Genomic DNA, 23,976 nt, shown 5'->3' with positions numbered 1-23,976 from the left:
TCAGGCCGGGCTCCTCCGGCGGGGGCCCTTCGGGCAACGCCGTCGGCGCTCAGACTCGACGGGCCGAGTTGAACGGCATCGTGTTCAGGGCGGAGATCTTCACGGGCTGGCCGCTGGTGCTCGCGTGCACGACCTTGCCGCCGCCGATGTAGATCGCGACGTGGCTGACCGGGCTGTAGAAGAACACCAGGTCACCGGGCCGCAGGTCGGACTTGGCGACGGGGGTGCCGACGCGCGACTGGGCCGAGCTCGTGCGCGGAAGGGAGACGCCGACCTGCTTGTAGGCCCAGCCGACCAGACCGGAGCAGTCGAACGCGTTGGGTCCGGTGGCGCCGTAGACGTAGGGCTTGCCGAGCTTGCTCATGGCGCTGGACATGGCGCCGGCGTTGCGGGCGGCGACGCGAGCGGCTTCGACGCGGCTGTTGATGTCGGCGATCGAGCGGGTCAGCGCGGCCGGGTCGGGGAGCGCGATGGGCGCGACCTCGACGGCGACGGGCTCGCTGACGGGGACGACGGGCACGGGCCGCTGGGGGGCGGCGGCGGCCGGGGTCGCCGGCAGCAGAGCGGTGAGAGCGGCCGCGGTCGTGGTGGCGACGGCGAGGCCGAGCGACCGGCGGGGAGCCGGGCCGGGGTTGTGCTGGGGCACGGGGTGTTCCTCGGGTTCGCACCGCCGGACGGCCGGCTCGCGTCCTCGGGGGAGGGACGCCGACGGCGTGCGGGGAGGACGTGCGGGGTCGCTGCGAGAGCCGGTCCGCACCCCGGCACGCCTGTCCGGGCGGTGACCTCGTGTCCGTCGCTCCGGATGAGCGCCGGCTCCACGAGGCCGAGCGGGAACATTACGAACCGATAAACGAGATTCGTATGACGGAACTCTCAGAAAAGCAACCACTCGCATGTGACCGTCATCACATGGTCAATTGCTCCGAACGTACCAACTATTGTGTGACGCAGACCAAGATCGTGCGCCAACGCTGTGACCTGCACCGACAAATCGCGCAGTTACCCGCTTGTGATTGGTCCTGACGAGTGAAATCCGGCCGTGACCGTTCCCGGGGCGAGTTCCTGAAAAGGTTGTCGAAGTGGAAGTACTTCAGCGCTCACGTACGCCGCGGATGAACTCCTCGACGGCTGCGCGCGCGACGTCGTCGCTGTACTGCTCGGGCGGCGACTTCATGAAGTAGCTCGACGCGGACAGCAGCGGGCCGCCGATCCCCCGGTCCTTCGCGATCTTCGCGGCGCGGACGGCGTCGATGATGATGCCCGCGGAGTTGGGCGAGTCCCACACCTCGAGCTTGTACTCGAGGTTCAGCGGCACGTCGCCGAACGCGCGTCCCTCCAGCCGCACGTAGGCCCACTTGCGGTCGTCGAGCCACGCGACGTAGTCCGACGGGCCGATGTGCACGTTCTCCTTGCCGAGGTCGCGGTCGACCTGGCTGGTCACCGACTGCGTCTTGGAGACCTTCTTCGACTCCAGCCGCTCCAGCTCCTTCATGTTCAGGAAGTCCATGTTCCCGCCCACGTTGAGCTGCATCGTGCGGTCCAGCTGCACCCCGCGGTCCTCGAAGAGCCTGGCCAGCACGCGGTGGGTGATCGTGGCGCCCACCTGGCTCTTGATGTCGTCGCCGACGATCGGCACCCCGGCCGCCCGGAACTTGTCCGCCCAGACGGGGTCGGAGGCGATGAACACCGGCAGCGCGTTGACGAACGCCACGCCGGCGTCGATCGCGCACTGCGCGTAGAAGCGGTCGGCGGACTCGCTGCCCACCGGCAGGTAGGACACGAGCACGTCGGCGCGGGTGTCGCGCAGCACCTGCGCGACGTCGACGGGGTCCTCGTCGGACTCCTCGATCGTCTCCCGGTAGAAGCGGCCCAGCCCGTCGAGCGTGTGGCCGCGCTGCACCGGCACGCCCAGCGGCGGCACGTCGGCGATGCGGATCGTGTTGTTCTCGCTGGCGACGATCGCCTCGGACAGGTCGGTGCCGACCTTCTTCGCGTCGACGTCGAACGCCGCGACGAACTGCACGTCGCGCACGTGGTAGCCACCGAAGTCGACGTGCATCAGGCCGGGCACGCGCGTGGCGGGGTCCGCGTCCGCGTAGTAGTGCACGCCCTGGACCAGCGACGCGGCGCAGTTGCCGACTCCGACGATCGCCACACGCACCGTCGAACTGCCCGGTTCGGGACCCATGTCGCACTCCTGTCGTCCAGCCGAGAACCGTCCGTAACAGTAGCGACGCAGCGGGTTCGCACCGCGCTGCGAGATCGGCGTCACGTCTTCGACCGGCGCGACCGTTCGTCGCTTCCCGTGGCACCGCAGATCACCTGCGCGTGGGACGGTGCGGCCGATCGGGCGTCTCCGCCGCGTACCCTGGCCGGGTGCGCACCCAGCGACAGGTGGTCGACTACGCGTTGCAGCGCCGCGCGCTGCTCGCCGACGTCCACTCCGGCAAGGTAGGTACGGCGGAGGTCTGCGACGCCAGCCCCTACCTGCTGCGTGCGGCGCGCTTCCACGGCGAGGAGAGCGACCAGACCTGCCCGGTCTGCCGCAAGGAGAAGCTCGCACTGGTCTCGTGGATCTTCGGCGAGGAGCTGAAGCACGCGGCCGGATCGGCCCGCAAGCCCGCCGAGATCGACGAGCTGGCGAACCACTACGGCGAGTTCTCCGTGTACCTGGTCGAGGTGTGCCGCACCTGCAGCTGGAACCATCTGGTGCTGTCGTACGTGACGGGCTCCGGAGCTCCCCCCGGCAAGCCCCGACGTTCCGCCTCGCGGCGGACCGTCGCCGAATGACGAGATTGTGACGAGGACATGCGGTGAGTGATCAACGCGATCCACGGAACGGCCCCGCTCGTCGACCCGGTCGTCCGCAGGGCCCGCAGGCCCAGGGCCGGCCCCGGGTCGGCCCGCCACCGCCGGGTCCGCGCCAGCCGCCGCAGCGGCACCGTCCTCCCGCTGCCCAGCCCGGGCCGGACGCTCCCTACCGCGCCGCCGACATGCCGCTCCTCACCCACGACGAGACGGGCGCCGCCGCAGTTGCCCGGCAGGCCAGGGCCGCGCGACCGCCCGTGCGGCACGATCCCAACGCGACGGTCGTCGCCCGCTCGGGCGGCCCCGGCGGCCCGCCCGGCCGCCGCAACCGCGCCGCTGCCGGTGGCGACGGCGGCGGGCGCAAGCCGCGCCGGCGCTGGCTGCGCTGGACCCTCGGCGTGCTCGGCGCGATGGTCCTGGTCCCGTTCCTCGCGTTCGTCATCGGCTGGATGATCTTCAAGGTGCCGACGGCCGACGACGCCGCCCTCGCCCAGCAGGCGGTCTTCACGTTCGACGACGGCAAGACCCCGGTGGCCACGGTGCGCCCGGAAGGTGGCGGCAACCGCATCAAGGTCACGATCGACCAGGTGCCGGAGCAGGTCAAGCACGCGGTGCTCTCGGCAGAGGACGCCACCTTCTACTCCAACCCCGGCTTCGACTTCACCGGCATCCTGCGCGCGGTCTACAACCAGGTCACCGGCGGCGTCGGCGGTGGCTCCACGATCACCCAGCAGTACATCAAGGTCAGCACCGGGCAGGACGAGGCGACCGGGTTCAGCGGCCTGTGGCGCAAGTACAAGGAGATCGTGCTCGCGGTGAAGATCTCCCGCGAGCAGACGAAGGACCAGATCCTCGAGAACTACCTCAACACCATCTACCTGGGCCGCGGCGCGTCCGGCATCCAGACGGCGTCCCAGGCGTACTTCGGCAAGCCCGTCCAGCAGCTCTCGGTGAGCGAGGCCGCGCTGCTCGCCGGCGTGATCCAGTCGCCGTCGAAGTGGGACCCGGCGAAGAGCCTGCCCGACGCCCAGCGGCGCTGGAACTTCGTGCTCGACCAGATGGTGCAGAACAACTGGCTGCCCGCGGCGGAGCGGGCCACGATGCAGTTCCCGGCGACCATCGAGCCGAAGAAGGCCGGCGGTGGCATCCCCGGCGACGACAAGTTCCACATCTACAACCGGGCCAAGGCCGAGCTGCAGGCCATGGGCATCACCGAGGACCAGATCGAGACCCAGGGCCTCACCGTCGTCACCACCATCAACGCCGACGCGCAGCAGGAGGCCGTCGACGCCGTCAACACCGTCAAGAAGGGCCAACCCGCCAACCTGCGCTATGCGCTGACCTCGATCGACCCGACGTCCGGTGCGATCCTCGCCTACTACGGCGGCGACAACATCTCGTTCGACTACGCCGGTGTCGGCATGCGCCAGCCGGGCTCGTCGTACAAGCCGTTCGTGTTCGCCGCCGGGTTGCAGGACACCAAGGACAACATCGGGCTCGGCACGCGGTTCGACGGGTCGTCCCCGCAGACGATCGCGGGCACCGAGGTGGCCAACTCCGAGGGCGTCAACTGCGACAACTGCACCGTCAAGACGGCGATGACGAACTCGGTGAACACCGTCTTCTACAACATGGCCTACAAGGTCGGGGTGCGGAACGTGATCAAGGCGGCGCACGACGCCGGCATCCCCGCGGACCTGGCCAACGAGCCCCGGCTGGGTATCGCGCTCGGTGACCAGGACGTGCACCCGATCGACATGGCGGCCGCGTACGCCACGTTCGCGGCCGACGGGAAGCGGTACCAGCCCTTCATCGTCAAGAAGGTCACCACTTCCGATGGACAGGTGCTCAGGGACGTCGACGCGAACAAGCCGCAGGGCGTGCCGGCCTTCGACGAGAACCTGGCCCGCAACGTCACGGCGTCGATGATGGACGTGGCCAGTCACTCGGGTGTGGCGCTGGCGGGCGACCGGCCGGTCGCATCCAAGTCCGGCACGGCGCAGCTCGAGTCGGTCCAGGGGCAGAACCGCGACGCGTGGTACGTCGGGTACACCCCGCAGATCGCCACCTCGGTGTGGGTGGGCACCGACAAGTCCGAACCCATCAAGAACTCGGCCGGTCGGCCGATCTACGGGCGCATGCTGCCCGGGTCGATCTGGCAGAAGTTCATGAACGCCGCGCTGAAGGGCAAGCCCGTCGAGCAGTTCCCGCAGTTCACCCCGATCGGGGATCCGCCGGAGTACGACGGCGACGGTGACGGCGAGAACGGCAACGGCGACGGGGACAACGGCAACAACGGCGACAACAACGGCAACCAGCGCGGGGGCGACGGCAACAACGACGCCGCGTACTTCGGCAGCGGCACCGCCACCGAGGTGCCGGTCGGGTCCACCACGCCGCGCAGCCCGGCCCCGGCAGCGCCGTCGGCGCTCGCCGCCCAGCCGGCCCCCGCGACCGCCCAGACCGCTCGGACCGCCCAGTCCCGCCGCGCACCGAGCACCGCCGCGGCCACCGGCCCTCCGCCGACTCGCACGCGGTGACCGGTCCGGTCGGGGGGCCGGAGCGCGCATCCGGCCGCGTGGTCCCGTCCTGGACGGAGCCGCTCGCGGCCGCCGCGAGCCGGCTGGTCGGCGGCCCGCTGGGGCGGCACGCGCTGGTGGGCCGCAGCGTGTTCTGGACGCCCCTGCGGGTGCTGCTGCTGTTCGGCGTGGTCGCGCTCGCGCTGGCGTGGCTCGGCAAGTCGCCGTGCCTGCAGCAGTACCGCACCGACGACGGGCAGCTGACGCTCGACTGGCGGGACCACCGCCAGTACGTCGCGATGTGCTACTCCGACACCGTCCCGCTCTACCACCTCGAGGGCGTCGACGACGGTGGGGTGCCGTACCGCGATCCGTGGTTCGAGACGGCCGCCGACGGCACGTCCGTCGCGCGGTACATGGAGTACCCGGTCCTCACCGGCTTCTTCCAGTACGCGAACGCGCGCATGACCGATGTCTGGCTCGGGCTCGTCGAGCTCGTGCCGGTGCTGCCGACCGCGTTGCCGGTGGTCCTCTACTTCGACATCACGGCGTTCTGGCTGGCCATGGCCTGGCTGGTCGTGGTGTGGGCGGTGCAGTCGCTGCGGCGCGGCCGGCCGTGGGACGCGGTGCTGGTGGCGGTGTCGCCGCTGGTGCTGGTGCACGTCTTCACGAACTTCGACGCCCCGGCGGTCGCGTGCGCGGCGGCCGGGCTGCTGGCGCTGTCGCGGCGCCGGACGGTGCTGGCCGGTGTGCTGCTCGGGATCGGCGGCGCGTTCAAGGCGTTCCCCCTGCTCCTGTTGCTGCCGATCCTGCTGGTCGGCTGGCGCCGGCGGGACCTGGCGGCGGCGGTGCGCACGATCGTCGCCGCGGTGAGCACGTTCGTGCTGATCAACCTGCCCGTGGCGCTGGCGTGGCCGACCGGGTGGTGGGAGTTCTTCCGGCTCAACCAGACCCGCCCGGCCGACCCGGACTCGCTCTACTTCATCGTCAGCGGGTTCACCGGATGGCGTGGCTTCGACGGGCCGCTGGCCGCCGGTCAGCCCCCGGCAGTGCTCAACGCCGTGACGGCTGCGCTGTTCGTGGCGTGCTGCGTCGGCATCGCCGTTCTCGCGTGGCGAGCCCCGCGCCCACCCCGGGTGGCGTCGCTCGCGTTCCTCGTCGTGGCGACGTTCCTGCTCGTCAACAAGGTGTGGAGCCCGCAGTACTCGTTGTGGCTCGTCCCGCTCGCAGTGCTCGCGCTGCCGCGCTGGCGGTTGCTGCTGGCCTGGATGACGGTGGACGCGCTGGTGTGGGCGCCACGCATGTACTACTACCTGACGCCGGAGTACAAGGGCCTGCCGCCGGAGTGGTTCTTCGGGGCCGTGCTCGTGCGGGACGCCGTGGTCGTGTTCCTGTGCGTGCTGGTGGTGCGCTCGGTGCTGCGACCGGAGACCGACCCGGTGCGGGCCGACGGCGTCTCCGCCGACGATCCGGAGTGGCCGACGTCTCCTTCCAGGATCGATACCGCGCAGGATCGACGTGTGCGCGAGGGTGTCGGCAGCGGCACCTCGTGAGGCACGATCGAGCGGTGGACCACCAGTCGATCGCCGCCGCGATGCAGCGCTTCGAGCGACGCGGCCTCGACCGACCCGATCTGCGGGCGGCCGCGGTGGCGATCACCGTCGTCGAGGAGCCCGACGGGCCGGCGTTCCTGCTGACCCGGCGCGCCGCCGGCCTGCGCGGGCACGCCGGCCAGTGGGCGCTGCCGGGCGGACGGCTGGAGCCCGGCGAAACGGCGGCCGCCGCGGCTCGCCGGGAGCTCGCGGAGGAGCTGGGCCTGGAACTGCCCGCCAGTGCCGAGCTCGGCGCGCTCGACGACTACGCGAGCCGCTCCGGCTACCTGATCACCCCGTTGGTCTTCTGGGCCGGCGTGCCCGGCCCGCTCACCCCGAACCCCGACGAGGTGGGCGAGGTGCACCGCGTTCCGCTGCACGTGGTGGACGTGGAGCCGCGGTTCGTCACGATCCCGGAGTCCGATCGGCCGGTGATCCAGGTCCCGCTGTTCGGCCGGTTCGTGCACGCCCCGACCGGCGCGATCCTGCACCAGTTCCGCGAGGTCGTGCTGCACGGTCGGGACACCAGGGTGGCGCACTTCGAGCAGCCGGTGTTCGCCTGGCGGTGACGGTCAGAGCCGCTGGCACAGCTCGAGGAAATCCGCGTCCGCCACCACGTCCGTGCCGCCGTTCCGTCGAGGTGTCACGGCCACCGGTCGCAGGTCCGGCCGGTGCCCGCGGCGAAGAGCGCCGACAGGTGGTGCGAGCTCCTGCGCCGTTGGCTTCCACCAGTAGACCTGCGTGCTGATCCCGGCGGCCTCGTCGAGCAGCGCCTGCAGCACCTGCGCGCCGACGAGCGGATGCCGGTTGTACCCGGTGATCGGCACCGCCAGGAGCAGGTCGGGCAGCGGGAAGCCGACCAGCGCCCCGTCGTCGAACAGGAGGTCGAGGTGGCGGGGCAGGACGTGGACGTGGGCGGCCATCGCGGGGTGCCGACCGTGGACCTGCACGATCTCCACGCCCAGGGCCTGCACCACGCTCCGCCGGTGCGGGGCCTCCACGGCGTCGGCGACCGCGCGGCGGAACAGCTCGTCCACGTCGGCCGCCTGCCCGCCGGCGTCACGGTCCGAGACGACCTCCCACAGACCCTCCGCGAAGGGCCGGGCGATCGTCCCCCGCGGTGCTGACCCCGCGTGGATGCGCAGATGCACCTCTACCGATCCACGGTGCCCATGCCGTACCCCTCCGCGAAACCCGGGATTCCCCGTCCGACACTGACAGCCGTGCGACGACCGACGCAATCCCGGGAAACCCTCAGCACGGAGTAGGCCGAACGGCCCATGGGGCAGAAGGTCAGCGCAGGCGCCCAGCATCCGGACGTCGTCGCCGTACACGGAAGCGCGGCCGTCGCCGGCCGTCGCACCCACGGGGCGCAGGTCCGGGCTGTCGACGGCGACGATCTCCCACAGACCGTGGGCGAGCGGCCGGCGGACCGTCCCGTCGAGCAGCTGCTCGGGGAGGTCGCTGCGGACCCGCAGCCGCAACCGGTCGGGCTGAGGCGACGCGTCGAGGTCTACCGCGCGCCGACCTGCAGTTCGCGCTCGGTCGAGAGCCGCGTGGGCACCGTCAGGAACACCACGAACAGCACCACGAGCAGCGCGGCGCGACCCCACACCCCGACGGCGACGGCCTGCGCGGCGAGGCCCTCGTCGATGCCGGTGCCGCCGACCTTCAGCGTGTAGTACCAGCGGAAGATCCCGATCCCCATCACGAGGTCGACGGCGAGGTACGCGACGACCCACCGCCACGGCACCGCCATCAGCACGAGGAACGGCAGGAGCCACAGCGTGTACTGCGGCGAGTGCACCTTGTGCAGCAGCAGGAAGCCGCACAGCATCGCACCGCTGACGCCGATCCACGGGTACTCGCCCGTGCGCCGCCAGCGCCACAGTCCGATCGCGGCGGCCAGCGCGAACGAGGCGAGCACGAGCGTGGGCGACAGGACGTCCATGTAGTGCTGGAACTCGACGTTGTCGGGGCCGGACTTCGGCCGCAGCCCCCAGTACCAGATCGAGTTGGTGGTGATGTCCACCTTGCGCAGCTGCTGGAACGTGAACGAGGCCCGCCAGCCGTCGTATCCGGCGAGCACGAACGGAAGGTTCGCCAGCACGATCGTGACCGCACCGGCCACCGGCACGCGCAGCGCCGCCAGCCAGTCGAGCCGGCCCGGCGTCGCCGTGACCAGCACGTACAGCGCGAGCGGCAGCAGGAACGCACCCGGGTAGAGCTTGAACGCGAACCCCAGCCCGAGCAGCACGGCGGCGACGGTCGCCCGGTCGGCCAGCGGCCGGGACGTGCGCCAGCCGTGCACCGCGTAGACCGCGGCGACCGCGCACGCCACCACCGGCAGGTCCCAGTTGTGGAACGCGTACAGCACCAGCGGTGGACCCAGCGCCCACAGCAGCGCCCGCCACCGCGCCAGCCGACCCAGCATCCACCCCGTGAACAGGCCGAACGGCGCCATCAGCAGCGCCGAGCCGAGCAAGTACTCGGCATCGTTGCCGGCGAAGATCGCGCCGGCCCAGATCAGCAGCCCGGTGAGCACCGGGTACTCGACGGTGCCGCCCTGCAGCTGGCCGTCCGGCGTGATCGAGCCGTGCACGTACGGGAAGACGTGCTTGTCGATGTCCCGGCCCAACCACAGGTGCTGGATGTCGGAGTAGCAGACGTCCTTGTCGATGCGCAGGTCGTAGTCGGGCTGGCTGCGTCCGGCGGCGTCGAACTCGGGGCCGGTGCAGCGCGCCTTGTTGGCGTAGCCGAGCAGCAGCGTGAACCCGGTGAGCAGCACGACGACGGCCAGCAGCAGCCGTCCGCGGCCCACCGACGGGCCCGTGGACGCGATCGCGGGCGTGCGGACACCCGGTTCGCCGGTGCCCGCCAGGCTCGGGCCGGCGTCCACCCGGGTCACTGCCCCAGCCGCTCGCGCAAGTACGCGACGTCGTCGGCCTGGCCCTCCGCCGGCGTCTCCACCACCACGGGTGCGCCCGCCGCGGCGCACACCGCCACCAGCTGCTCCGGCGGGATGGTGCCGTCGGTGACGTTGGCGTGACGGTCCTGGCCGGACCCGAACTCGTCGCGCGAGTTGTTGAGGTGCACCAGGTCGATCCGGCCGGTGATCGCCTTGACCTTGTCGACGACGTCGACCAGGTCGTGGCCTGCGGCGAACGCGTGGCAGGTGTCGAGGCAGAACCCCACCCCGAAGCCGCCGATGGCGTCCCACAGCCGGTCCAGCGCGTCGAGGTGGCGCGCCATCGCGAAATCGCCGCCCGCGGTGTTCTCCAGGAAGATCGGCACCGCGAACCCGCCCTCGTCCTCCTGGCGGGTGATGAACTTGCGCCAGTTGTCGACGCCGACCGCCGGGTCGTCCTTCGCGGTGACGTGCCCGCCGTGCACCACGAGCCCGATCGCGCCGACCTCCGCCGCCCCCTCCGCGTGCTGCACCACCAGCTTCCGCGACGGGATGCGGATCCGGTTGTTCGTGCTGGCCAGGTTCACCACGTACGGGGAGTGCACCACCACCGCGACGTCGCCCGTCCGCAGCTCCTCGGCCTGCGGATGGGTGGGCGGCTTCTTCCAGCCCTGCGGATCGGCGAGGAACATCTGCACGATGTCGGCGCCGCGCTCGGTGGCGGAGGCAACCGGATCGTCCTCCCGTACATGGGCGCCGATGAGCATGTGCCCAGCGTAGTGACCGACCCCGACGGTCCTGTCAGGCCTCCAGCTCGCGCGCCACGGCCCGGCAGAACTCCGCCGCCTCGTCCCCGGTGAGGGCGGCGGCGAGGAGTCGGTCGAACCAGCGGGCGTAGCGGGCGACGGTGTCGGGCTCCGTGACGTGCACCTCGCCGGCCGCGGACTCCACGACCACGAGGTCGCGGTCGTAGAGGACGAACTCGCCGGCCGCGACGGGGAACTGCGCAGAGAAGGGGATCACCCCGAACGTGTTGCGCGGCAGAGCCGCCATCTCGGCGAGGTGCAGGAGCTGGGCGCGCAAGGTCGACCGGGTGACCTTGCCGTAACGGGTGCGGAGCACGGCCTCGCTCACCACGTGGACGATCTCCCGGCCGGGCTCGTAGAGGATGGCCTGTCGGCGGACCCTGGCGGCGATGAGTCGGTCGGTCGCTTCCGGTGAATTGTCGTCGGCCGGGTCCTCGTCGCCCGCCCACATCTCGCGCATGTACGAGGGGGTCTGCAGATGGCCGGGGATCAGCACGGCCTGGTACTGGCGAATGGAGGTGCTGGAGCGGTCGAGCGCGTCGATCTCGTTCTGCCGGGCGACCGACCCGCCGGCAGCCGCGACACTCTCCCTGAACGACCGGAACTCAGCCGATGCCTTGGCACGCAGTGCGACGAGCGGCTCGGCATCGGCACCGGTCAGCGCCGCCCACGCGGCGATCTCGGCGGCGCTCGGCACCTGCCGGCCGGTCTCGATCTTGGAGATCTTCGACTGGCGCCAACCGGCGCCGAGCGCAGCGGCGAACTCCACGCCGGAATACCCGGCTGCCTCGCGAAGCGCACGCAGCCGGGCGCCGAGCCCGCCGGCCAATCGGCCGGCGGGAGGAGTGGGTGTGGTCAAGCCGTCGTACGTTCCTCAGTTCGGGTGACTGGCGAGGTAGTCGTGCAGTGGGACCGACAGGGCGATCGCGGTGTCGCGCCACTGTAGGTGCTGGGCGATCACGTCCTCGCCTTCCAGCAGTTCGGCGCCCGCGAAGGTGCAGTCCTCGCGGTAGTGCATGCGCCAGACGTCGCGGTCGTCGAAGAGCCAGTAGTCGTGCCGCGGGACGCCCTCCGGCCACTCACCGGCCTGCACCGAGATGACCCGGATGTCCTCGCCCATCGCGACGAACTCCGGATACGTCGCCATCTCGAACCGCGTGTAGTCGGTCTGCGGTTCCACCACCACACGAACCGTGGTCTGGTGACGGCCGGCCGCGATCTGCGCGGTGATCTTCGGGCGAGCCCATTCGAAGAAGCTGGGATCGATCGGTTCGCCGGCCAGGAACTTGGCGAAGTCCTCTCGCTCGCTCTCACTGTCGTAGATCTGCTGGCCTTCCAAACGGAAGGCCGACTTGGTGAAGCTGGTGAACAGGGCTGCCCAGGCGGGGTCGCTGGAGCTGGTGATCCAGCGGGTCATGCGCTCCCTCCGGCCTGCTCTGCGAGGAAGGCTTCCACCTCGGCGAGCATGGCCGGCCGCCCGTGCTCGGCGAGCACGAGTGCCGCTGCGCGCAGCATCATCTCGGTCGGGAAGGCCAGGCCACCCTCGTCGCTCGCCACGTGGCGCAACTCCGCTGCCGTCTCCGCATCGAGGAGCTTGCCCTGGCCGACCATGACCTTCTTGTTCTCACCCAGGTACATCGCCGGGCATTGACCCTCCTTGCGAGACAACTCCGACTTGCAGAGCCAGTGGAGCTTCATGGGATCCCCCTCGATCGGCACTGAGAGCATGAGTCTCTCATGAGCACGTCGAATTCCACAATGGCCTAGTGGAACGTGAACTGATTCGGATATTATCCGAGCAGCATGCGAGAAGAGGGCCCCGGCGGGGTGCGACCCGCCGGGGCCCGAGCAACCCCCGTCCGTAGCAGGGAAGGGCATTGCCGTGGCCATCGTAGGAACCATCACTGCGCTGTGGGCGCGTGCGCGCCGCATCGGCGCGCACCGATCCGGCCACACGCCGGGCGTGGCGTTCGAGCTGCGCCGTGGCTGAGTCGTGGTTGAGCTGGGAGGTGCCCGAGCTGATCGCTCGGCTGGACCCGGGCATCGCCGGTCGCATCGCCGCGAACCATCCGGGCGAGGGGTGGTGCCGGCCGTGCGGGGTCAACGCGCCGTGCTCGATGCGGACGCTCGCGACCGCCGTCGAGCGGGTGGCCCCACCCGCGGCCGGTGACGACCCGCCGCCCTGCTAACGTTGCAGGTCGCACCCGGCGGCCAGGGCCGTCGGCCCATTCCTGTCGGGGTGCGGTGAGAACCTCCTGCTGCGGTACCCGACCGTGGCCGACCAGTCCATAGGAGGTGAGTGGTTCTCATGCGTCATTACGAGCTGATGGTTATCCTCGACCCCAGCCTGGACGAGCGCACTGTGACGCCGTCCCTTGAAGCATTCCTCAACGTCATCAAGAACTCCGGTGGCAAGGTCGAGAAGGTCGACATCTGGGGGAAGCGCCGCCTCGCGTTCGAGATCAACAAGCACGCGGAGGGCATCTACGCGCTGCTCGAGGTCGAGGCCGAGCCTGCTGCGGTCGCCGAGCTGGATCGCCAGCTGGGCCTGAACGAGTCGGTGCTGCGCACGAAGGTGCTGCGCCGCGAGCCGAAGCGGGCCGCTGCGCCCGCGGCGACGGCGAGCTGAGGCAGCCATGGCCGGCGAAACCGTCATCACGGTGATCGGCAACCTGACCGCCGACCCCGAGCTGCGGTTCACCCCGTCCGGTGCCGCGGTCGCCAACTTCACGGTGGCCTCCACGCCGCGCACGCTCGACCGGCAGTCCGGCGAGTGGAAGGACGGCGAGGCGCTGTTCATGCGCTGCAACATCTGGCGCCAGCCCGCCGAGAACGTCGCCGAGACGCTCACGCGCGGCATGCGTGTCATGGTCACCGGCCGGCTGCGGCAGCGGTCCTTCGAGACCCGCGAGGGTGAGAAGCGCACCGTGGTCGAGCTGGAGGTCGACGAGGTCGGCCCGTCCCTGCGCTACGCCACGGCGAAGGTCAACAAGACCAGCCGCGGCAGCGGGAGCGGTGGCTTCGGCGGCGACGGCGGTGGCTTCGGTGGTGGCGGCGGCAACCGCGGTGGCGGTGGCGGCGGCAACTACGGCGGCGGTCCGGCCGACGACCCGTGGGGCTCGGCCCCGCCGGCCGGCAGCGGTCCCGTCGACGACGAGCCGCCCTTCTGATCCGCATCCCGCGGTGCACTGCACGGCGGGATCGAGCCACACCAGGAGCACCACCCCATGCCCAAGCCCGTCCTGCGCAAGCCGGTCAAGAAGAGGGCCTGCGCGTTCTGCACGGACAAGGCGCAGTCCATCGACTACAAGGACACCGGTCTGCTGCGGAAGTTCATCTCCGATCGCGGCAAGATCCGCGCCAGCCGGGTCACCGGCAACTGCCGGCAGCACCAGCGCGACGTCGCGATCGCGGTGAAGAACTCCCGCGAGGTCGCTCTCCTGCCCTACACGTCGACAGCGCGCTAGCAGAAGGTCAGACAAGGAACCGACGATGAAGCTCATCCTCACCGCCGACGTGCCCAACCTGGGCGCCCCCGGCGACATCGTGGAGGTCAAGGACGGCTACGGCCGCAACCTGCTGCTGCCGCGCAAGCTGGCCATCCCGGCCACGCGAGGCGCGGAGAAGCAGGTCGCCGCGCTGCAGCGGGCCCAGCGGGCCCGCCAGGTCCGTGACCTCGGCCAGGCCAAGGAGCTCGCCACGCAGCTCGGCGGCCTCACCCTCACCGTGAAGGCGAAGGCCGCGGGCGACTCGGGCCGGCTCTTCGGCTCGGTCACCCCGGCCGACGTCGTCGAGGCCGTCCGCGCCGCGGGCGGTCCGACGGTCGACCGGCACGCGGTCACCATCCCCGGCCAGATCAAGACGGTCGGCAGCCACCCGGTCAGCATCGCGCTGCACCCGGAGGTCACCGTGGAGACGGCCGTGGAGGTCGTCGCGAGCTGACGCTCGGCGTCACTCTGCGTGCACGAGGCGGGGTCCGGCCAGATGGTCGGACCCCGCCTCGTCGTATGCCCGCCTCCGCCGCCCGTGCCCGTCCCGGAGGCACCGTTCGGCGCACCTCCGACACGCCCGAAAGGTTGCGTCGGTGTCGGTGAGCGAGCGTCGAGATGCGGCGGGTGACAGACCTCTGTGGACATGCGACACGCCGAAGGGAGCGCCCCCGGCGTGTCGCCGGAGAAAGTTGTCCACATTCTGTGGAAACACGCTGACCAGCCGAAACGGCGAGATCTTTTGAGTTGTTCACACGCCATCCCCAGGTCGGTCCCGGCGTCGACCCGCCCCTGTGCACCATGATCCCCAATCCGTGCACACAGTTGTGCACAGGGCGGTTCGACACCGGACCGGCCCGCCCCTAACCTCGCCGCCCGGGGACTCGTGCCCATTCGCACGACGTCTGCCGTTCATCGCACGGTCGCCGGAACGTCGGACGTGACGATCGAATATGTGTTCGATAGACTGTTGGTAGGGGGTGACGCTGCGTATGGCACTGGCAGACGATCGGCCCGCGGCGCCGGCGCGGCCGTATCCGGTTCGATCCTCCGGCGAGGCCGATCCGTCCGGCACGTTCGACCGGCAGCCCCCGCAGGACCTCACGGCCGAGCAGTCCGTCCTGGGCGGCATGCTGCTGTCGAAGGACGCGATCGCCGACGTCGTCGAGGTGCTGCGGCCCGACGACTTCTACAAGCCCAACCACCAGACGGTCTACGACTGCATCCTCGACCTCTACAGCCGCGGCGAGCCCGCCGACGCCGTCACCGTCGGCGCCGAGCTGCAGCGCCGCGGCGACCTGATCCGGCTGGGCGGGCTGCCCTACCTGCACACCCTGATCGCCACGGTGCCCACCGCGGCCAACGCGGCCTACTACGCCGAGATCGTCGCGGAGAAGGCGATCCTGCGCCGGCTCGTCGAGGCCGGCACCCGCATCGTCCAGCTCGGCTACCACGGTGCCGAGGGCGCCGAGGTGAACGACGTCGTCGACCGCGCGCAGGCGGCCATCTACGAGGTCACGGAGCGCTCGGCGAGCGAGGACTACGTGGTGCTGGAGGAGCTCCTCCAGCCCACGATGGACGAGATCGACTCCATCCAGAACAGCGGCGGCCTCGCCCAGGGCGTACCCACCGGCTTCACCGACCTCGACGCCATCACCAACGGCCTCCACGCGGGGCAGATGGTCGTGGTCGCGGCCCGTCCGGGGTTGGGCAAGTCGACCCTGGGGCTGGACTTCGCGCGGTCGTGCTCGATCAAGCACGGGTTGACCAGCGCGGTGTTCTCGCTCGAGATGAGCAAGGCCGAGATCGTCATGCGCCTGCTGTCCGCCGAGGCGCGGATCCGGCTGGCCGACATGCGCGCCGGCCGCATGAGCGACGACGACTGGACGCGCATGGCGCGCCGGATGAGCGAGATCAGCGAGGCGCCGCTCTACCTCGACGACTCGCCCAACCTCACGCTCATGGAGATCCGGGCGAAGGCGCGGCGGCTCAAGCAGCGCCACGACCTGCGGTTGATCATCCTCGACTACCTGCAGCTGATGACGTCAGGGCGCAAGGTCGAGTCCCGCCAGCAGGAGGTGTCGGAGTTCTCCCGGCAGATCAAGCTGCTGGCCAAGGAGCTCGAGGTGCCGATCGTCGCGATGAGCCAGCTGAACCGTGGTCCCGAGCAGCGCACGGACAAGCGCCCGCAGCTGTCCGACCTGCGTGAGTCCGGCTCGATCGAGCAGGACGCCGACATGGTGATCCTGCTCCACCGGCCCGACGCGTTCGAGCGCGACGACCCCCGCGCCGGCGAGGCCGACCTGATCCTGGCCAAGCACCGCAACGGGCCGCAGGCCACCATCACGGTGGCCCACCAGCTGCACTACAGCCGGTTCGCCGACCTCGCGCACACCTGAGCACCGGCCGTCGACACCTGACCTCCGCGAAGTGCCGGTCCGTCGCGCTCGCGTCAGGTGATGCTGACGATCCGCACGCTGCGGAACGCGGCCAGCACGAGGGCGGCGAGCGCCGTGGCAGCACCGCTCAGCACGACCGGGACCGACGCTGTCACACCGCCGACCAGGATCACGGCCAGCCCGATCGCGAGGAGCAGCACCGGCGCGACGTGGCTGGGAAGGCGATGGCTGATCAGCATCCGCGCGAGCCGAGGATCGGTCTCCGCGATGTGGCGCTCGATGTGGGCCAGGGTGTGGCGCTCGCGCTCGCTCATCACGGTCCGAGAAAAGCAGGCCACCCCCGTCCCTGGCCAGGGGGTCAGGGAAACATCACATTACGATCACGGTCAGATCACGGCGACGCGTGCGCGGCGATGAGTGTGGAGGTCCGTTCGGCCGATTCGATCGTCGCCAGGTGCGCGCCGGGCACGACCTCGAGGCGGGCACCCGGGATGCCATCGGCGAGGGTGCGCGCGTGCGGCTCGACGGGCGTCGCCAGGTCCTCCGCCCCGCCGATGACCAGCGTCGGCACGGCCACCGAGCGCAGCTGGTCACGGTGGTCCCAGACCTCGATCGCCTGGCAGCAGGCGAGGTAGCCGGCATCGTCGGTGTCCGCGATCATGGCCCGGCACTCGGCCACCTGGTCGGGGTGGGCCGCGGCCCAGTCGGGCGTGAACCAGCGGGCCACCACGGCGTCCGCGATCGGCTCCGTGCCGCCGGCGGCCACCGCGGCGATGCGGTCCGCCCACGGCTGCGGGTCGGGGAAGTGCGCGGTGGTGCAGCAGAGGGTCAGGCTGGTCAGGCGTTCCGGTGCCGTCGAGCCCAGGTACATGCCGACCATGCCGCCGAGGGAGAGCCCGCACCACGCCACGGCGGGCAGCTCGAGCCGGTCCAGCAACGCCAGCACGTCCTCCGCGAGGTCGGCCATCCGGTACGGCCCCGGCGGCGCCGGCGAGCCGCCGTGCCCGCGGTGGTCGAGCCGGACGATGCGGAACGCCCCGGCGAGCGCCGCCACCTGGGGCCGCCACATCTCCAGCGTCGAGCCGAGCGACCCGGCCAGCACCAGCACCGGTGCACCCTCGGGACCGTCCACGACGTGATGCAGCTCCACAGCCCCGCCCATACCCACCCTCCGCACCGGCCTCATCCCCGCGAGTCGGGGAAATGATGTCTCATCCGGACCGCTGAAGCCGCTTGCGCTCCTGGGTGTAGGTCCACCACGGGCGCGGCGGGGCGCCGTCGGCCTGGTCGACGGCGCTCATGAACGTGTCGAGCACGCACGGATCGTGCCGCCGGCCGTCGAGCTCGCAGAGGCGCTCGTACAGCTCGACGGCGTCCTGCCCGGCGAGATCCGTGACGCGTCGGATCCCGAGGCGGGACAGGTCGCGCTCCATGGCGGGACCGATGTTGGCCAGCGAGGTGAGGTCGGACATCCCTGGATGACAGCACCTCGGCCGGGCCGCCGTCGTGAACGGATCGGACGTGTTCAGCCCGTCTCGCCCACCGTGCGCATGCTGCGCAGGGTGGCGAGCTCCTGGTCGCTCGGCGGGGCGGTGACGGCGAGGTCGTCGGTGACGGCGAGGTCCCAGCCCGTCTCGGCCCGCACCTGCTCCACCGACACGCCTTCGTGGAGGGCGACGAGGGTGAGCTCGGCGGTGTCCGGGTCGGGTTCGAGCAGGCCGAGGTCGGTGATGACGCGGGTGGGGCCGGCGCCGCGCAGGCCGAGCGCGGTGCGGTCGCCCGGGCCGCTGCCGTGCCCGACGGACGTCACGAAGTCCACGCCCTCGACGAACGCCCGTCGGGCGTGCCGCATCACGACGACGACCTCGCCGCAGGACGCCGCGATCTCCGGGGCGCCGCCGGAGCCGGGGAGCCGGACGGTGGGCTCGTCGTAGTCGCCGATGACGGTGGTGTTGATGTTGCCGAAGCGGTCGAGCTGCGCGCCGGAGAGGAAGCCGACGTCGATACGGCCGGGCTGGAGCCAGTAGTTGAAGATCTCCGGCACCGAGACGACGGAGAGCGCCGAGTCGGCGAGGATCCCGTCGCCGATGGACAGCGGCAGCTCGTCGGGCCGTGACCCGATGGTGCCCGACTCGTAGATCAGCACCAGCTCGGGCGCGTGCAGCCGCCGCGCCAGGTTCGCCGCCCGCGACGGCAGCCCGATGCCGACGAAGCACGCCTGGCCGTCGCGCAGGGTGCGCGCCGCCGCGACCGTCATCATCTCCTCGCCGGACCAGGTCATGCGGCACTCCGAAGCTCGTCGAGCCATGCGGTGAACCGCGCGCGGTCCCGGCTGATCGCGTCCCACGCGCGGTAGGCGGCGTTGTCGCGCTGGTAGTAGCCCTGCGCGTAGGACGGGGCCGCGCCACCGGGCGCGACGGCGACGGCGTCGACCACCCACGTCGGCAGGACGACCGCGCCGGGCGTCGGCGGGAGCTCGTCGACGATCTCCTCGACGGTGACGAGCGACCGCTTCGCCGCCAGCACGGCCTCCTTCTGCACGCCGGTGATGCCCCAGAGCTGGACGTTGCCGGCCTGGTCGGCCCGCTGCGCGTGGATGACCGCGACGTCCGGGTTGAGCGCGGCGACCGCAGCCAGCTCCTCGCCGGTGAACGGGCAGGTGACCGTCGAGATCGTGGGGGTGTGCAGCGGCAGGTCGGTGCCGGCGTAGCCGCGCAGGATCGCGAACGGGAGACCGGAGGCGCCGGCGACGTACCGGTTGGCCATGCCGGCGTGCGAGTGCTCCTCGATCTCGAGCGGCCGGGGCCAGTTGTTGGCGAGGGCGTCGCGCATGCGGTGCAGCGACCCGACGCCGGGGTTGCCGCCCCACGAGAACACCAGCTTGGCGGCGCAGCCGGCGCCGATGAGCTGGTCGTAGACGACGTCGGGGGTCATCCGCACCAGCGTCAGGTCACGGCGCTCCTGGCGGATGATCTCCTGGCCTGCCGCGAACGGGATGAGGTGCGTGAACCCCTCCAGCGCGACGGTGTCGCCGCTGTGCACGAGCTCGGCCACCGCCTGCGGCAGGGACATGATCGTGGCCACGCACAGGCACGCTATGCGCTGAGGTGGCTGCCGGCAACGGCTGGACGGCTCAGTCGTCCGCGGGTTCCTCGCCGGCGGGACGGGTGTTGAGCCGCCGCCACAGGCGCACGAGCCACCCCGGTGGTGCCGGCTCGGCCTCCGGGAAGACGGGGTGGGCGTGCCGCGGCTTGACGGCGTCGACCTCGACCGGCGTCTGCTCCACGGGAGCGATGAGCGAGCGCACCGCCGTGTTGATCACGGCCAGGAGCGGCACGGCCAGGAGGGCGCCGGTGATGCCGGCGACCACCACACCGGCCGCGACGGACAGCACGACCGCCAGCGGGTGCAGGCTGACCGCCCGGCCGAGCAGCAGCGGCTGGAGCACGTGCCCTTCCAGCTGCTGCACCCCGACGACGACCGCGAGGATGATGACGGCCGCGATCGGCCCGTTCGCGACCAGCGCGATGAGCACGGCGATGGCCCCGGTCAGCACGGCGCCGACCGTGGGGATGAACGCGCCGAGGAACACGAGCGCGGCCAGCGGGATCACCAGCGGGACCCCGACGATCGCCAGACCGACGCCGATGCCCACCGCGTCGACGATGGCGACCAGCACGGTGGCCCGCACGTAGCCGACGAGTGACGCGAACGCCCGCCGGCCGGCCACGTCGACCCGCTCACGGCGCAGTCGCGGCGCTGCGCGGAGCAGGAACGTCCAGATCTGTGGCCCGTCGTAGAGGAAGAAGATCACCGAGAACAGGACGAGCGCCATGCCGGCGACGACCTCGCCGACGGTCGCAGCGGTGCTGAGCGCACCGGAGGTGAGCGCCTCCCGGTTCGCCGTGATCGCCTCGTTGAGCTGGGCCGGGACGTTGCTCAGCCAGTCGGCCGGCAGGTTCAGCGGCGGGCCCTGCAGGAGGTCCTGCACCGACCGGAAGCTCGCCGTGAGCTGGGTCTGCAGGTCGGGGAGCCCGGCGATGAAGTTGTTGACGACGAAGGTGAGCAACCCGCCCAGCAGGGCGATGCCGCCGATCAGCACCAGTACGGTGGCGATGCCGCGGGGCACGCGCTGGTCGGCGAGCCACACGACGACCGGCCCGAGCAGCGCCGCCAGCAGCACCGAGATCGCGACGGGGATGACGACGACCCGCAGCTGCACGACCAGCCACAGCAGCAGGCCGAGCGCGGCGGCGATGACGAGGAACCGCCAGGCGAGGTCGGAGACGACCCGCAGCGGTGTCGGGATGCGGTCCGCCGCGGGCGGTGGAGGGCTCGCCGCCAGGGGCGGGGCCGGTACGGGCGCCGGTGCGGCGGGTTCGTCGCTCACGCGCGCACGGTATCCGGAGTGATCGCCGTGCCGCTGCCGATCATGGCAAGCACCGTCGGATTCGTGTTGGTTATGGACGGCCATCCGGGCGCCCATCGCGGCAGGATCGGTGACGGAAACCAGAACCACACCCGTGTAGTTGACCTTCGAACGGCGTCTCGCGCGGCCGTTCGAGGAGTCCCCACCACGTTGTGTGATCACAGGGCGTGCAGAACGGTCGCGGGACCGTCCGGATGGAGCAGTGGAGACGGGTCGAGCCGCTGGTCGGACCCGTACCGCCGGGCGTGTCGCGATACGCGGCCGTTCGATGCATCTGCGAGCCGTCCGCGGTCACGGTCGGCGCCCCAACGCTTCGAGGGCCCGGAGGATACGGCCCCCGACGAGTGGTCGCGCACAAGATCCGGATGCGGTGCGGATACGTCCGGGTCGCGGGACCGGGGCGCCCGTCCACTCGAACGAGCGGACCAGGGCGTTTCTGCTGTAACGACCGCGTCCTGCCCGTTTCCCCGCCTCGTGTGACCCCGTTGTGGGTGGTGAGTGCGACGAACGGAGCAGCGGCCACGGGGTCGAGCAGTCCATCCGGCAGGGCGCACTTGATGACGACGGAGGTGACAGATGACCGACCTCGCCATAGGTCAGGACCGCTGGACGGGCTCGCGCTACGAGTGGGAGCGCAACCACGACGGGCGGCATGCGCTCGACGAGGACGCCCTGCTGACTCCGATCTTCCACGCGCTGCGCACGGGTGGATGGCAGGAGCGCCAGCACGAGCCGTCCGCCGCGCACCGCCTCGGCACGCAGCGCACGGATCCGCTGGCCGAGTTCCACCGCGACCCGCTCACCGCGCCGATCCCGACGCAGGCCTTGTCCGGGTCGTCGCTGCCGGAGCCGTCGTGGCGACGGTCGGGGCACCTGCGGGCCGTCGACCCGCTGACCGACTCCGGGCGGCACCGCCGGGTCAACGACGGCTGGGGTCGGTGATGATCGGCTGGCTATGACCACCCTCGTCAGGAGGGTGCAGGACCCCGTGCCACGACCGCTGGGGAGCGGGTTGCGGCACGGGTAGGACGAGGGCCGGCGCCCGTGGTGGACACCTCACCACCCGGGCGCCGGCCTTCCGCATGTACGCCGGGCGTCGTCAGGCGTGCAGCCGGGCCGCCGCCGCGCGCATCGTCGCCGTCGTCTCCGCGCGGTCCACGCGGGTCGGTTCGCGGTCGGCGATCACCTGCTCGCCGGCCACCCACACGTCGCGCACCAGCCGGGACCCGCCGGCCCACACGAGGTTGGACAGCAGCTGCGCGTCGTCGTCCGGGTCGACGAACGCCGAGTCGGTGAGGTCGACGTGCACGAGGTCGGCCCAGCGGCCCGCCTCCAGCACCCCGATGTCCGAGCGCCCGACGGCCGCCGCGCCGTCGCGGGTCGCCATCAGCAGCAGCTCGGCGGCCGTCAGCGCGGCGGCGTCGCCCGCGCCCACCCGCGCGAGCAGCCCGGCCAGGCGGGCCTCCGCCCACAGGTCGAGGTCGTCGCCGGACGCCGGGCCGTCGGTGCCCAGCCCCACCCGCACGCCGGCGCGGCGCAGGGCGATGGTGCGGGCGATGCCGGCGGCAAGCTTGGCGTTGGAGCCGGGGCAGTGCGCGACGGCCGCGCCACGCGCACCCAGCAGCGCGACGTCGTCATCGGAGAGCTGGACGGCGTGCGCGGCCAGCAGCCGCCCGTCGAGCAGTCCGACCTCGTCGAGGAGCGCCGGCACCGAGCCGTGCGCCGCCCGCTGCGCGAGGTCCTCCTGCGCGGACTCGGCGACGTGGATGTGCACCAGCGCGTCGCGCGCCTGCGCGTGCTCGGCCACCGACCGGAGCGCCTCGACGGGCAGCGTGTACGCCGCGTGGGGGCCGTAGCCGAGCTCGATGCGGTCGCCCGGCCCGAACCGCAGGCCGTGCTCGTCGATCCGCGCCGACACGTCGTCGCGCATCTGCTCCCAGGTGCCGAGCCGGTCCCAGCCGGGGGCGGCGATGATGCCGGGGGTCAGCACGACCCGGGAGCCGACCTGGAGCACCGCGTCGAGCACGGCGTCGACGAAGAAGTACATCTCCACGCTGGTGGTGATGCCGCCGCGCAGCATCTCGACGCAGCCGGAGGTCATCCCCGCGTGGACGGCGGCGGCGTCGAGCCGGCCCTCGGCCGGCCACATCACGTCCTGCAGCCAGCTCATGAGCGGCAGGTCGCCGCCGAGCCCGCGCAGCAGCGTCATCGGGGTGTGCGCGTGCGTGTTGACCAGGCCCGGCATGAGCAGGCCCGGCAGCGCGACGGTCGGCCCGTCGACGGGTGGGGCGCCGGCCAGCGGCCCGACGCGGGTGATCCGGCCCTCCGCGTCGACGTCGACAGCGGCGTCGCGCAGCACCGTGCCCGCGTCCGAGCAGGGCAGGACGATCGGTGCGGTGAGCCTCATCGCCGGTCGAGCAGGGAGCGCAGCGACCGGAACGGCGGCAGCCAGGCGCCGCCCTCGGGCAGCGAGTCGAGGGTGATCCGCGGCAGCGGCTCGCGGAAGACGCCGTCGATGTCCTCGAGGTCGACGAAGTCGATGAGCTCCGAGTTCAGCGCGAACGTGGCGTACTCGCGGAACCCGATGACGGTGATCCCGATGCCCTTGCCGTGCAGCGCTTCCAGGGGCTCGCGGAACGCGCGGCCGTCGCCGGACGCCACGACGACGTGGCGCAGCGCGCCTTCGCCGGCGCGCAGCTCGATGTGGCGCAGCATGTCGTCGTCGACGTCGGAGTCCTCGGTGGTCTTCGGCTTGGCGAAGACCGCGAACCCGACGTTGCGCAGGGCCTCGACCCACGGCCGCACGACCTCGGTGCTGCCCGGCACCACGTTGGTGAAGACGGTCGCCTCGGCGACGGCGTCCTCCCCGGCGAGGTCCAGCAGCCAGCGGCCCACGGCGTCGAACCGCGGCCGGTACGCCGACGTCGGGCGCGCCCCCAGCAGCGAGCCGAGGCTCATGTCCATGTTGGGCGCGTCCCAGACCAGCAGGACGCGCGGCTGAGGACCGGTCGGGAGCATGGAACGACC

At 71.5% G+C, this 23,976-nt stretch carries 27 protein-coding genes; 11 read left to right on the top strand and 16 right to left on the bottom strand.

The window, feature by feature from the left end; genetic code table 11:
* Positions 1–49: 49 nt before the first annotated feature.
* Both ACQEVB_RS07040 and ACQEVB_RS07035 read right to left on the bottom strand, forming a co-directional pair.
* Positions 50–646 (bottom strand): C40 family peptidase, encoded by a 597-nt coding sequence (locus ACQEVB_RS07040; RefSeq protein ID WP_432966635.1) that lies wholly within the window; start codon positions 644–646, stop codon positions 50–52.
* A 444-nt stretch (positions 647–1,090) separates the two neighbouring features.
* Positions 1,091–2,188, bottom strand: a complete 1,098-nt coding sequence (locus ACQEVB_RS07035; RefSeq protein WP_432966633.1) for an inositol-3-phosphate synthase — start codon at positions 2,186–2,188, stop codon at positions 1,091–1,093.
* 188 nt (positions 2,189–2,376) lie between these two features.
* Between ACQEVB_RS07035 and ACQEVB_RS07030 the strand changes: the two genes are divergently transcribed.
* The 4 genes from ACQEVB_RS07030 to ACQEVB_RS07015 all read left to right on the top strand — a co-directional run bounded on the left by ACQEVB_RS07030 (position 2,377) and on the right by ACQEVB_RS07015 (position 7,488).
* Complete coding sequence (locus ACQEVB_RS07030) at positions 2,377–2,790, top strand: DUF5318 domain-containing protein (RefSeq protein ID WP_432966631.1); 414 nt, start codon at positions 2,377–2,379, stop codon at positions 2,788–2,790.
* A 203-nt stretch (positions 2,791–2,993) separates the two neighbouring features.
* Positions 2,994–5,348, top strand: coding sequence for a transglycosylase domain-containing protein (locus tag ACQEVB_RS07025; RefSeq protein ID WP_432966629.1), 2,355 nt, complete (start codon positions 2,994–2,996; stop codon positions 5,346–5,348).
* Positions 5,345–6,880: a glycosyltransferase family 87 protein gene (locus ACQEVB_RS07020; RefSeq protein WP_432966627.1), complete on the top strand. Its 1,536-nt coding sequence runs from the start codon at positions 5,345–5,347 to the stop codon at positions 6,878–6,880. Before ACQEVB_RS07025 ends, ACQEVB_RS07020 begins: the two co-directional genes overlap by 4 nt.
* Positions 6,881–6,921: 41 nt before the next feature.
* The gene (locus ACQEVB_RS07015; protein ID WP_432980192.1) at positions 6,922–7,488 is read left to right on the top strand and encodes an NUDIX hydrolase; all 567 of its coding nucleotides are present in this window, start codon (positions 6,922–6,924) and stop codon (positions 7,486–7,488) included.
* 3 nt (positions 7,489–7,491) lie between these two features.
* Here ACQEVB_RS07015 and ACQEVB_RS07010 read toward each other — a convergent pair whose 3' ends face one another.
* The 6 genes from ACQEVB_RS07010 to ACQEVB_RS06985 form a co-directional block, all read right to left on the bottom strand.
* Positions 7,492–8,070, bottom strand: coding sequence for a hypothetical protein (locus ACQEVB_RS07010; RefSeq protein WP_432966625.1), 579 nt, complete (start codon positions 8,068–8,070; stop codon positions 7,492–7,494).
* A gap of 362 nt (positions 8,071–8,432) precedes the next feature.
* Complete coding sequence (locus tag ACQEVB_RS07005) at positions 8,433–9,827, bottom strand: glycosyltransferase family 87 protein (RefSeq protein WP_432966624.1); 1,395 nt, start codon at positions 9,825–9,827, stop codon at positions 8,433–8,435.
* Positions 9,824–10,594, bottom strand: a complete 771-nt coding sequence (locus ACQEVB_RS07000; RefSeq protein ID WP_432966622.1) for a deoxyribonuclease IV — start codon at positions 10,592–10,594, stop codon at positions 9,824–9,826. The genes ACQEVB_RS07005 and ACQEVB_RS07000 overlap by 4 nt, the downstream gene beginning before the upstream one ends.
* A 34-nt stretch (positions 10,595–10,628) precedes the next feature.
* Positions 10,629–11,492 (bottom strand): helix-turn-helix domain-containing protein, encoded by an 864-nt coding sequence (locus ACQEVB_RS06995; RefSeq protein WP_432966620.1) that lies wholly within the window; start codon positions 11,490–11,492, stop codon positions 10,629–10,631.
* A 15-nt stretch (positions 11,493–11,507) separates the two neighbouring features.
* Positions 11,508–12,050 (bottom strand): DUF6879 family protein, encoded by a 543-nt coding sequence (locus tag ACQEVB_RS06990; protein ID WP_432966618.1) that lies wholly within the window; start codon positions 12,048–12,050, stop codon positions 11,508–11,510.
* Positions 12,047–12,331, bottom strand: a complete 285-nt coding sequence (locus ACQEVB_RS06985) for a hypothetical protein (protein WP_432966616.1) — start codon at positions 12,329–12,331, stop codon at positions 12,047–12,049. The genes ACQEVB_RS06990 and ACQEVB_RS06985 overlap by 4 nt, the downstream gene beginning before the upstream one ends.
* 284 nt (positions 12,332–12,615) lie before the next feature.
* On the opposite strand from ACQEVB_RS06985, the gene ACQEVB_RS06980 reads away from it, so the two are divergent.
* The 6 genes from ACQEVB_RS06980 (at position 12,616) to dnaB (ending at position 16,520) form a co-directional block, all read left to right on the top strand.
* A complete protein-coding gene (locus ACQEVB_RS06980; protein WP_432966614.1) occupies positions 12,616–12,822 on the top strand; it encodes a hypothetical protein in 207 nt (68 codons plus the stop codon).
* Between the two features lie 119 nt (positions 12,823–12,941).
* Positions 12,942–13,262, top strand: coding sequence for a 30S ribosomal protein S6 (gene rpsF, locus ACQEVB_RS06975; RefSeq protein ID WP_432966612.1), 321 nt, complete (start codon positions 12,942–12,944; stop codon positions 13,260–13,262).
* A 7-nt stretch (positions 13,263–13,269) separates the two neighbouring features.
* On the top strand, positions 13,270–13,803 hold the full coding sequence (locus ACQEVB_RS06970; RefSeq protein WP_432966610.1) for a single-stranded DNA-binding protein: 534 nt from the start codon (positions 13,270–13,272) through the stop codon (positions 13,801–13,803).
* A gap of 57 nt (positions 13,804–13,860) precedes the next feature.
* A complete protein-coding gene (rpsR, locus tag ACQEVB_RS06965; protein WP_432966608.1) occupies positions 13,861–14,100 on the top strand; it encodes a 30S ribosomal protein S18 in 240 nt (79 codons plus the stop codon).
* 25 nt (positions 14,101–14,125) lie between these two features.
* Positions 14,126–14,575 (top strand): 50S ribosomal protein L9, encoded by a 450-nt coding sequence (gene rplI / locus ACQEVB_RS06960; RefSeq protein ID WP_432966606.1) that lies wholly within the window; start codon positions 14,126–14,128, stop codon positions 14,573–14,575.
* 538 nt (positions 14,576–15,113) lie between these two features.
* A complete protein-coding gene (gene dnaB, locus ACQEVB_RS06955) occupies positions 15,114–16,520 on the top strand; it encodes a replicative DNA helicase (RefSeq protein ID WP_432966604.1) in 1,407 nt (468 codons plus the stop codon).
* 53 nt (positions 16,521–16,573) lie between these two features.
* On the opposite strand, the gene ACQEVB_RS06950 is transcribed toward dnaB, so the two are convergent.
* The 6 genes from ACQEVB_RS06950 to ACQEVB_RS06925 all read right to left on the bottom strand — a co-directional run bounded on the left by ACQEVB_RS06950 (position 16,574) and on the right by ACQEVB_RS06925 (position 20,910).
* Complete coding sequence (locus tag ACQEVB_RS06950) at positions 16,574–16,834, bottom strand: DUF3040 domain-containing protein (protein WP_432966602.1); 261 nt, start codon at positions 16,832–16,834, stop codon at positions 16,574–16,576.
* Positions 16,835–16,911: 77 nt separating this feature from the next.
* Positions 16,912–17,682: a 3-oxoadipate enol-lactonase gene (gene pcaD / locus ACQEVB_RS06945; RefSeq protein ID WP_432966600.1), complete on the bottom strand. Its 771-nt coding sequence runs from the start codon at positions 17,680–17,682 to the stop codon at positions 16,912–16,914.
* Between the two features lie 49 nt (positions 17,683–17,731).
* On the bottom strand, positions 17,732–17,992 hold the full coding sequence (locus tag ACQEVB_RS06940; protein ID WP_432966598.1) for a helix-hairpin-helix domain-containing protein: 261 nt from the start codon (positions 17,990–17,992) through the stop codon (positions 17,732–17,734).
* 53 nt (positions 17,993–18,045) lie between these two features.
* On the bottom strand, positions 18,046–18,801 hold the full coding sequence (locus ACQEVB_RS06935; RefSeq protein WP_432966596.1) for a CoA-transferase subunit beta: 756 nt from the start codon (positions 18,799–18,801) through the stop codon (positions 18,046–18,048).
* Positions 18,798–19,592, bottom strand: a complete 795-nt coding sequence (locus tag ACQEVB_RS06930; protein WP_432980189.1) for a CoA transferase subunit A — start codon at positions 19,590–19,592, stop codon at positions 18,798–18,800. Before ACQEVB_RS06930 ends, ACQEVB_RS06935 begins: the two co-directional genes overlap by 4 nt.
* A gap of 61 nt (positions 19,593–19,653) precedes the next feature.
* Positions 19,654–20,910 carry an AI-2E family transporter gene (locus ACQEVB_RS06925; protein ID WP_432966594.1) on the bottom strand — a complete coding sequence of 419 codons (1,257 nt, stop codon included), beginning with the start codon at positions 20,908–20,910 and terminating at the stop codon, positions 19,654–19,656.
* 615 nt (positions 20,911–21,525) lie between these two features.
* On the opposite strand from ACQEVB_RS06925, the gene ACQEVB_RS06920 reads away from it, so the two are divergent.
* Positions 21,526–21,891: a hypothetical protein gene (locus tag ACQEVB_RS06920; protein ID WP_432966592.1), complete on the top strand. Its 366-nt coding sequence runs from the start codon at positions 21,526–21,528 to the stop codon at positions 21,889–21,891.
* A gap of 157 nt (positions 21,892–22,048) precedes the next feature.
* On the opposite strand, the gene ACQEVB_RS06915 is transcribed toward ACQEVB_RS06920, so the two are convergent.
* Both ACQEVB_RS06915 and ACQEVB_RS06910 read right to left on the bottom strand, forming a co-directional pair.
* Entirely contained in the window at positions 22,049–23,356 is a 1,308-nt protein-coding gene (locus tag ACQEVB_RS06915; RefSeq protein WP_432966591.1) for an amidohydrolase family protein, read from the bottom strand.
* Positions 23,353–23,967 carry an NYN domain-containing protein gene (locus tag ACQEVB_RS06910; protein ID WP_432966589.1) on the bottom strand — a complete coding sequence of 205 codons (615 nt, stop codon included), beginning with the start codon at positions 23,965–23,967 and terminating at the stop codon, positions 23,353–23,355. The genes ACQEVB_RS06915 and ACQEVB_RS06910 overlap by 4 nt, the downstream gene beginning before the upstream one ends.
* Positions 23,968–23,976 lie beyond the last annotated feature (9 nt).

Origin of the sequence: Pseudonocardia sp. CA-107938 (assembly GCF_050936315.1) — a bacterium.
Lineage (GTDB): Bacteria > Actinomycetota > Actinomycetes > Mycobacteriales > Pseudonocardiaceae > Pseudonocardia.
This window is presented reverse-complemented; position numbering and strand designations above follow the sequence as displayed.